The organism is Capsulimonas sp. (assembly GCF_039929585.1).
Classification (GTDB): Bacteria; Armatimonadota; Armatimonadia; order Armatimonadales; family Capsulimonadaceae; genus Capsulimonas.
In genome coordinates this window covers 1-8849 of sequence record NZ_JBDSQY010000198.1, presented here as the reverse complement: position 1 = coordinate 8849, position 8849 = coordinate 1, and the positions used below count along the sequence as shown (strand labels likewise).

Below are 8849 nucleotides of genomic sequence, written 5' to 3'. Positions count from 1 at the left end.
TAGTTGTGTGCGCCATCGCCCCCCCATTATCCTTCTTCATCTTCGGTTTGTTTTCCCTCGGGCTTGTATTTGAGCTGGGAAATTGCGCAGTCTATGCGCGACAAGTCGTCCCGTTCGCCCAGGTACGAAGGCTGATAAAGCGAGCCGCCTTTGTAGGCGTAAAGATAACGGATCTCCACGAGCGCCCCGGCTGCGGGAACGGGCTTGTTGACGGGGATGGTGACGCTGCCCACGGCGATGGGGGCGCCCGCTTCGTCGAATAATTGCAGTCGAACGCTGCGCTGATCGTTGACCGCCGCGACTTCGCACGTGCAGGTCGCATAAAACTTGCATTTCACCTGCGATCCGCCTGAGGCGGGACGTCCCGCGACACTGACGCCGTCCGCTTTCTTGAATACGACTCCCTCGCCGCCGCGCGCCGCGATCGTGTCGTAAAGCGCTTGTTTCTCTACTTGATTCCAACTCGTCTCCGCCACACTCAGAAACGGCGTGTTTCCGACAATGGCGCGCAGAGCCTCAAAGCGCTTCCGATATGGCTGAGATCGCAAATCATCCGCGCCCTGGGCCAGCAGATCGAAGAGGACATACTTGTCTCCAAGAAGCTCGCCATCCAGCACGCAATCGGGAATCAAGGCAAGCGCGTCGCTGATTTCCTGGGGCATGGAGACGCATAACCCTTTCCGATTGGATCCTGTGACGGCGCCGCTCGCGACGGACGCCATGATCCTTTTGCCGTCGAACTTCTCCTGCAGACACCAGGCGTTATCTTCGATATGACGCCGCGCATGCTCCTCCTCAATGGAGTTCAAAAGCTGCGGGACCAGTCCCGAGATGCGCGCCGCGTTTTCAGTCATTGCGAACAGCGCGCCGGAACCGTCCGGCGTATAGCCCTTCGAAGTCTTCTCCGAAATCAGCTTGTCGTAAATCTGTCGCGCCTTTTCCAGCGTCACGGGAGTGTTGGTCTTTGTCCCCGCCGAGAGCGCATTCCCGCGCCTTCCAAAAGCGAACGTGACGGTGTAACCGCCCTCCGCCTCATTGATCGCCGCATGGTACTCTTTGTCGGAAGATCCATCGCGATAGAATAAACGTGAACTGGTGTGGATGGTAGATGTCATGATCGAAGCTCCCTTGGTAGTTTGAGTGTACCGCAGGCGCTTGGGAAAATATGGGCTGGGTGAGCATACCAGCCGTCGTGAATACGAGAATTCTCATGTGGCGCGAAAGACAAAATCCCCAGTGATAAAAACGGGAGAGTTCTTCTCGTTCTTATCACTGGGGATTCGTTTTAACGCCAGCCGCCGTGGCCGGTGGGAACATATCCGCGTCGGTTGCGCCCGCGTCCGCCGCGGTCGTTCCATTGCAGGTCGAAGCTGTAATGGCCTTTTCCCGAATCGGTGTCGTGGATCCGCACGACTGCGGTGTAGTTGTTGTTTGCGTTCGGCTCCTGCACGAGCTGAACCGTCCCGCGCCCGTCGGTTTTGCGCAAGTTCACATTGACCGAGCGATTGGGCAGGCCACCGCCTTGGAAATCATGATGCTCGTTACTCACGCCGCCCGAAGTGGCGCGCACACGCACGTCTTCTCCGGAAATGCGAATGGTGGCCTTGTCGTCCACATCACCGCTCCAGCGCAGATTCGCCGCGTTCGATTGGACCGCCAAAGTCCCCATCCCCATTGTCAGCAGCAGCGCCAGGCCTGCTCGTTTTCCTGTATTGAACATATCGATAACACTCCTTGTTTTCGCTGTGATCCGCACTCTTCATCGTGCGGCTGTATTTCATTGACGCGCGCAATCATCTTCAGGTTCCATCAATTTGACGGCGATTGTTCGCCGTGATATACTTTTCCCCACGAGGTCACTTTTTTGAACACTGTCTTCACTCCCCAGGAAATCAGAACGCTTCAAGCCGCTGTGAATGAGATTATCCCCGCCGACGACTACCCGAACGGCTGGGACGCCGGCGTGGGCGACTACTTAGTAGCGCTCATGATACGCGATCCGCGCTTTCTCCCGATCTATCAGGAGGGTCTGCGCGAGCTTGCGAGCGCGAGTGCGTCCGGGACTGAATTCCACAGTGCATTTTTCGATCTTCTTGTCGAGCATACAATGGAAGGTTTCTACGCTGATCCCGGCAACGGCGGCAACAAAGAGGGCGTGGCGTGGCGTATGATCGGCTACGAGGTGACGGCATGACGGCGAATATTTACGATGTGATCGTTGTCGGAGCGGGCGCGGGCGGCGGTGTGGCCGCCGCGCTGCTTGCCGAAGCCGGAAAGCGTGTGCTGCTTCTGGAGCGTGGACGACGGATGACGTTTGCCGATGTCGGCCGCGATCATCTGCGCAACCAGCGCCTCTCGCTGTATGGCGTCAATGCGGGGCCGAATTTGAAGGATAATCCGCGCGTCGCCGTGGATCTGGAAGGCGGCGTCCGTGTGATTGACGCCACCGACGGCGCCTATCAGAACAATGCGGCGGCGGTCGGCGGCGGAACGCAGGTGTACGGGGCGCAGGCGTGGCGCTATCTTCCCGATGATTTTCGCATGGCGTCGAAGTACGGCGTTCCCGACGGCTCCAGCCTCGCCGACTGGCCGATTTCTTACGAAGACTTAGCGCCGGATTATGAGCGAGCCGAATGGGAAATGGGTGTTGCTGGCGACGAGGAAGACGCCGGAAAGAACCGTCCGCGCCACAAAGAATATCCCATGCCGCCGCTGATGATGAACGCGCAGGGGCGTGCGCTGCGGGCTGCAGCGGATGCGCTTGGCTGGGATACGCAGCATGTTCCCCTGCTGATCAACAGCACGCCGCGAGGCGGACGCGACGCCTGTGTCCATTGCCAGCAGTGCGTCGGCTTCGCCTGCCCAACCGACGCGAAAAATGGAACGCATAACACCATGATCCCGCGCGCCCTCGCCACAGGACTCTGCACGCTGGAGACCGAGGTGATGGCGGAGCGTGTGATCGTTGGTGGCGACGGCCACGCAACCGGCGTCGTTTATTGGAACGCTCAAGGCGAGCAGGTCACGGCGTCGTCGGAAGTCGTGGTCTTATCCGGCGGCGCGGTGGAGACGGCGCGACTGCTGCTGAACTCCAAAACGGACACGCATCCCAGCGGTCTCGGAAACAACTCGGACCAGGTCGGGCGCAGCCTGCAGGGGCACTTCTACGCCGGAGCCTATGGCTGGATGGACGAACCCGTTTGGGACGGGATTGGGCCAGGGCCGACCACGGCGACCATTCGCTTCAACCATAACAACGACGGCATTGTCGGCGGCGGTATGCTCTGCGATGACTTTATTATGCAGCCGATCAACTTCGTCAAAGGGATCGCGCCGCCTGGGATGCCTCGGCGCGGTTTGGAGTACAAGCAATGGGTGCGTCACAGCTACACGCGCATGCTCCGGGTCTTTGGCCCCGTGCACGACATCCCGAGCCCGACGGCGCGTGTTGAGATCGACCCGAACGTGCGCGACCGCTGGGGCATTCCGGTCGTGCGCATTTCCGGCGCCACCCATCCCGAAACCCTGCGTGTGCATGCCTTTATGAACGCCCGCGCTGAAGAGTGGCTGCGCGCAAGCGGCGCCAAAAATATCCGCAGCGATGCGGCGACGCTGGGGCTGAGCGGCGGTCAGCATCAAGCCGGCACATGCCGCATGGGCCACGATCCAAAGACTTCGGTCACGGACCCATGGGGCCGTGTCCACGGCTTCGATAATCTTTATATCGCCGACGGATCGCTGCATGTCACCAACGGCGGCTTCAATCCTGTGCTGACGATCCTGGCGCTTTCGTTCCGTGTCGCCGGCCATATTGTTCGGTCCTGGTGAAGATCGAACGCTAAGATTTGACCCTCCTCCGGTCTCCGTGCTATACTTTGCGTCTATGACGAACGGCTCTTTCGATCTCTTTGGCCGCGCCCCCGCCGCGACTGCCGCTCCAAGCACCATCGCCGCCGTACAGGAAATCGTGCGTGAAGCCCCCAAGGGCGCGGCGATCGTCCCGTGGGGCGGGGGAACCCGCCAGCATTTAGGCTATGCCCCTGAGCGCTACGATCTGGCGCTTTCGACGCAAAATCTGGGTCGCGTGGTCGATTATCAGCCGGCGGATATGACGGTGACAGTCGAGGCCGGGATGACGGTGGCCGCCCTGCAAACCCTGCTTGGCGAACAGGGCCAGTTTTTGCCGCTCGATGTCGCCCAGCCGGAGCTCCGAACCGTCGGCGGGATCATCGCGGCCCGCGCGGACAGTCTGCGCCGCCTGCAATACGGCAGCGTGCGCGATTCGCTGATCGGCGTCAGCGTGATTGACGCTCGCGCGGAATTAATCAAAGGCGGCGGCCGCGTTGTCAAAAACGTTTCTGGATATGACCTACCCAAGATGTACTGCGGCTCTCTGGGGACGCTTGGTTTGATCGTCGAAGCATCGTTTAAGGTCTCCCCCCTCCCGCAAACGTCCGCCACCGTCCTGCTGCCTTTGGAAGCCGAACACAACAGCGAGGACGTGCTGGATTCGCTGCTGGCGTCTGAACTGGTCCCCTCGTTTCTGTATCTGCTCAGCCCGCAGGCGGCGCGTGCTCTTCTGGAAATGCCGGACGGCGTGGAGCCGTCCCAGATGCTGATCGTCGGCTTCGACGGCGACGAAGAATCCGTCGCCTGGCAGGTGGAGACCCTGGGGGCGGGCGCGCTGGACGCGGGGACAGCAGGTACAATAAGAGAACGATTACGCGACTTCGCCCACGCGCCGTCGCCCATGACCTGCGCGTTCCATATCCTTTCCTCCCAGGTCGGCGCCTTCTCGCGCATGCTGGAATGGACCGCCCGCCGCGCCGGTTTCACGGCTCAAGTCGCAACGGACGCCGCGCTCGGCATGATGTGGGCGCATTTTCTCCCGGCGTCCGAGACGTCCGACTGGAATGCACTCTGGCCCGATCTGTTTGACAAAGCGAGCCGCTGCGGCGGCAGCTTCATCGTCGAGCGCATGCCCGATGAGCTGCGCGTCCAAGACAAACCGATCTGGTTCCCTCTGCTTTCAGACTTCGCGCTGATGCGGGGATTGAAGGAAACGCTGGACCCGGGGCGGCTCTGGAACCCGGGGCGGTTTGTGGGGCAATTATGAACGACGATTCCTACACAAACGATCTGATGACCTGCGTCCACTGCGGCCTCTGCCTCAACGCCTGTCCCACTTACCTGGAGACCGGCAGCGAGGCGGATAGCCCGCGCGGGCGGATCGTGCTGATGCGCGCTTTGCACGAAGGGCGTTTGTCGCCGAAGGATGAAGATCTGCGGCAGCACATTGATGCGTGTCTGGGCTGCCGCGCCTGTGAGACGGCGTGTCCGTCCGCCGTGCCCTATGGTCATTTGATCGAAGTCGCGCGCGAGCGGATCGACAACGAAGGTGACCGTCCTATTCAAGAGACGCTAGCCCGTAAGGCGCTGTTGGGGACGCTGACGCATCCCTCGCGGATGGCGGCGGCGATGACCGTGGCGAAGCGTGTCACAGATGGCGACATCCCCGCGCTCGCATTAAAGATGCTCTCAGGCGATTCGAATGCGAAGACGCAGCATGTCCAGCTGCCGGACAAGATCAACCCACCGCTGCCGCCGGCCTACACGCCGGCTGTGGGAAAGAAACGCGCGCGGGTGGGCGTACTCGCGGGCTGCGTGATGCGTGTTCTTTACGGCGACACAAACGCCGACACCGTGCGCGTTCTGGCCGCGAACGGCTGCGAAGTTTTGGTCAACCGCCGCCAGGGCTGCTGCGGCGCGCTGCACGCGCACAATGGGGCGCTGGACGAAGCGCGTGGGTTAGCGAAGCAGCTGATCGACGCCTTCTCGCCCATGGACGGCCTCGACGCCATCATCGTCAACTCCGCCGGCTGCGGCAGCATGATGAAGGATTACGAAGCCCTGCTCGCGGACGATCCCATTTATCTCGTCAAAGCCCGCGCCTTTGCCGCCAAGGTGCGCGATGTGAGCGAATATTTAGACGAACTGGGCTGGGTGGCGCCGCTTCAGCCCCTGTCGTCCGAGCCACTGACGATGACTTACCATGACGCCTGTCATCTCGCGCATGGTCAGGGCGTGCGCGACGCGCCCCGGGCGCTGCTGGGGCTTATTCCCGGCGCCACGCTCGTCTCGCTGAAAGAAAGCGAGATCTGCTGCGGTTCGGCTGGCATTTACAATCTGACGGAGCCTGAGATGGCGACCCGATTGCGCGAGCGCAAGATCGCCAATATTCGGGCGACCGGCGCGAGCGTGGTCGCGACCGGCAACCCCGGCTGTCTGTCCTGGATCAATTCCGGTCTCGCGGCCGATTCGGAAAATCTCATTCGCGTGGCCCATCCGGTCACGCTGCTTGCGGAGGCGCTTTGTCCACCAACACACTCGGAGTAACACTCGCAGACCATGTCGCCCAGCTGCAGCGCGACTTGAATGGCATACTCGTCTTTGAAGAAGCGATGTCGGGGCTTGCGACGGCGCTGCTGGCGTCGTTCGCGCAGGGGGGTAAGATGATGACCTGCGGCAACGGCGGCTCGGCGGCGGAAGCCGCGCACCTCGCCGAAGAGCTGACCGGCCGTTTCTACCGCGAGCGCAAGTCCCTGCCGGGCATGTGTCTGTCCATTGACGGCACCCTGCTCACCTGCATCGGCAACGACTACGGCTTCGACGAGATCTTCGCGCGCCAGGTCGAATCGCTCGGCCGCCCAGGGGATGTCTTCATCGGCTTCACCACCAGCGGCAACTCCGAAAACGTCCTGCGCGCCATTCTGAAAGCGCGCGAGCGCGGCCTCATCACCGCGATCTTCTCCGGCAAGACCGGCGGTAAAGCGAAGGGCCTCTGCGATTACGAGTTTATTGTTCAAAGCGAGCACCCGTCGGCGATGCGTATTCAAGAGTGCCATCAATTGATGCTGCACGTGCTCTGCGAAAAGATCGAGCGCGTTGTTTTGGATTTAGAATAGCCCTCACCCCCAGCCCCTCTCCCAATACTGGGAGAGGGGAGACAGAGTTTTAGGATTTCAGATGCCGTTTATCGACAAATTAAAGGCGAAGACGCCAACATTGTCCTATGAGTTTTTTCCGCCAAAGAATCCGAGTGGGTGGGGAACTCTGTATTCCTCGCTGGGCACGATCGCGCGTCAGGCTCCCGACTTCGTCTCCGTGACCTACGGCGCGGGCGGCTCCACGCGTCAGAAGACCGTGGAGCTTGTCGGGCGGATCCAGAGCGAACTGGGTATTGAGACGGTGGCGCACCTGACCTGCGTCGGCCACTCGCAGAGCGAACTGCGCGGCATTCTCGAACAGCTGGAAGCAGCAGGCGTGAAAACTATTCTCGCTTTGCGCGGCGACCGCCCGAAGAACGATCCGACGTTCACGCCGCATCCCGAAGGTTTCGGGCGCGGGTGCGATTTGGTGGACTTCATCCGCCAAAACTTCGACTTCCATATCGGCTGTGCGTTCTATCCCGAGAAGCATCCCGAGTCGAGCACCGTCGATCTGGATATTGAGATTCTGAAGGCCAAACAGGATGTAGGAGCGGACTTCGCCGTCTCCCAGCTCTTCTTCGATAACGACACGTTCTACCAATTCCGCGACCGCGCCGCCGCCGTCGGCGTCACTCTGCCTCTGATTGCGGGCATCATGCCGGTGACATCGCTCAGCCAGCTCCCGCGCTTTTCCGAACTCGGCGGCTCCCAAATCCCCGCCAAGCTGACCGATTTCCTCGGCGAAGGCTCCGACGAAGAAATCGTTCCGCGCGGCGTTGAGTACGCCGCCGCCCAGTGCCGCGATCTGATCGACAACGGCGTGGCCGGCGTGCATCTCTACACGCTCAACAAATCCGTGTCCTCAGTGAAGGTGACGCAGGCGCTGCGAGCGTCCGGCCATTTGCCGAAGGTGGCGGCGGGGAAGTAGATTGGAAAAGATCGCTGCAGATTGGACTTCGCTTCCCGAAGGAGTGATCGCCGAATCGCTATGGGTGACGCTGCACGACGGTTATCTGAACAACATCCATTCTGACTTGGCGGCCGGCGCGGTCACGCTGTCGTTTCAAGTGGGCTATGTCGCGAGTTTTCACAACCTTCCACAAGACACGCGCTTTCTTCTCAAGTTTGAATCCGTAATTTCCGTACGTGCGAGCGCCTTTTACCCATGGCCTTCCGCGCCGATGATTCCTCAGATTGCGACTGGGCGAGAGCGTCTTCAATTGACAGCCGGATACGATCCAAAATGGCGTGAGCAATCGGTGGATTGGGATGCGCTGGAGAAACGCTTACAGAACGACGAAGTGAGGATCGATACCTCACACGCAGAAATAGCGCAATCTGAGGACCAAGTCGGTTTCCGTTTGGAAGGAACTCTGCTCGACGACGAGGACGCCTACCATTATGTGTTCATTCACGCCGCCTGCGTATCTTTCTCCGACACGAATGGGGGAATGTACGATCTCGATCAATTTCGGGAGCTGGGCGGCCGCTACTGGGAAGCGTTCGGCAAGCGTGCGCCGGACGCCGCCGAATGAACTGCTCGTAAGATTGATCGCTCACCCCTGGCAGAGGAACGGCTATAAGCTGGGATGACATGTTCGAGAGCGCCTGTTTGATTGCGCGGGCGCTGTCAGTCGTCGATGATTGCTGGCCGCGCTGACATCGCCTTCTCTCAGCCGCTGAAGCTGAAATCGGGGAGACAACTTAAATCGTCAAGGTCATTCAAATATGGGTAGATGTCAAGTCTCATCACATTGTGAACAACTGTGACGCGTTCGGAACTGGGTAGGCTCCTGGTTAAATAGGTCGGGCCGTTTCCCGTACCATTCGACTGTCGCCTCATAGGGCGTCTTGCGGCCA

The 8849-nt window shown here is 60.4% G+C and carries 9 protein-coding genes; 7 read left to right on the top strand and 2 right to left on the bottom strand.

Annotated features, from left to right (window positions below; genetic code table 11):
- Positions 1–26: 26 nt before the first annotated feature.
- Positions 27–1115 (bottom strand): WGR domain-containing protein, encoded by a 1089-nt coding sequence (locus ABIZ35_RS14535; RefSeq protein WP_348220638.1) that lies wholly within the window; start codon positions 1113–1115, stop codon positions 27–29.
- A 170-nt stretch (positions 1116–1285) separates the two neighbouring features.
- Positions 1286–1720 (bottom strand): hypothetical protein, encoded by a 435-nt coding sequence (locus ABIZ35_RS14530; protein WP_348220637.1) that lies wholly within the window; start codon positions 1718–1720, stop codon positions 1286–1288.
- Between the two features lie 144 nt (positions 1721–1864).
- Here ABIZ35_RS14530 and ABIZ35_RS14525 point away from each other — a divergent pair, with 144 nt between their 5' ends.
- From ABIZ35_RS14525 to ABIZ35_RS14495, 7 genes are all read left to right on the top strand, one after another.
- Positions 1865–2194: a gluconate 2-dehydrogenase subunit 3 family protein gene (locus ABIZ35_RS14525; protein WP_348220636.1), complete on the top strand. Its 330-nt coding sequence runs from the start codon at positions 1865–1867 to the stop codon at positions 2192–2194.
- A complete protein-coding gene (locus ABIZ35_RS14520) occupies positions 2191–3828 on the top strand; it encodes a GMC family oxidoreductase (protein WP_348220635.1) in 1638 nt (545 codons plus the stop codon). Before ABIZ35_RS14525 ends, ABIZ35_RS14520 begins: the two co-directional genes overlap by 4 nt.
- Before the next feature lie 55 nt (positions 3829–3883).
- Positions 3884–5116, top strand: a complete 1233-nt coding sequence (locus tag ABIZ35_RS14515) for an FAD-binding oxidoreductase (protein ID WP_348220634.1) — start codon at positions 3884–3886, stop codon at positions 5114–5116.
- A complete protein-coding gene (locus ABIZ35_RS14510) occupies positions 5113–6396 on the top strand; it encodes a heterodisulfide reductase-related iron-sulfur binding cluster (protein WP_348220633.1) in 1284 nt (427 codons plus the stop codon). The genes ABIZ35_RS14515 and ABIZ35_RS14510 overlap by 4 nt, the downstream gene beginning before the upstream one ends.
- Positions 6372–6965, top strand: a complete 594-nt coding sequence (locus tag ABIZ35_RS14505; RefSeq protein ID WP_348220632.1) for an SIS domain-containing protein — start codon at positions 6372–6374, stop codon at positions 6963–6965. Before ABIZ35_RS14510 ends, ABIZ35_RS14505 begins: the two co-directional genes overlap by 25 nt.
- A gap of 61 nt (positions 6966–7026) precedes the next feature.
- Positions 7027–7917, top strand: coding sequence for a methylenetetrahydrofolate reductase [NAD(P)H] (metF, locus tag ABIZ35_RS14500; protein ID WP_348220631.1), 891 nt, complete (start codon positions 7027–7029; stop codon positions 7915–7917).
- Between the two features lies 1 nt (position 7918).
- Complete coding sequence (locus tag ABIZ35_RS14495) at positions 7919–8524, top strand: hypothetical protein (protein WP_348220630.1); 606 nt, start codon at positions 7919–7921, stop codon at positions 8522–8524.
- Positions 8525–8849: the final 325 nt, after the last annotated feature.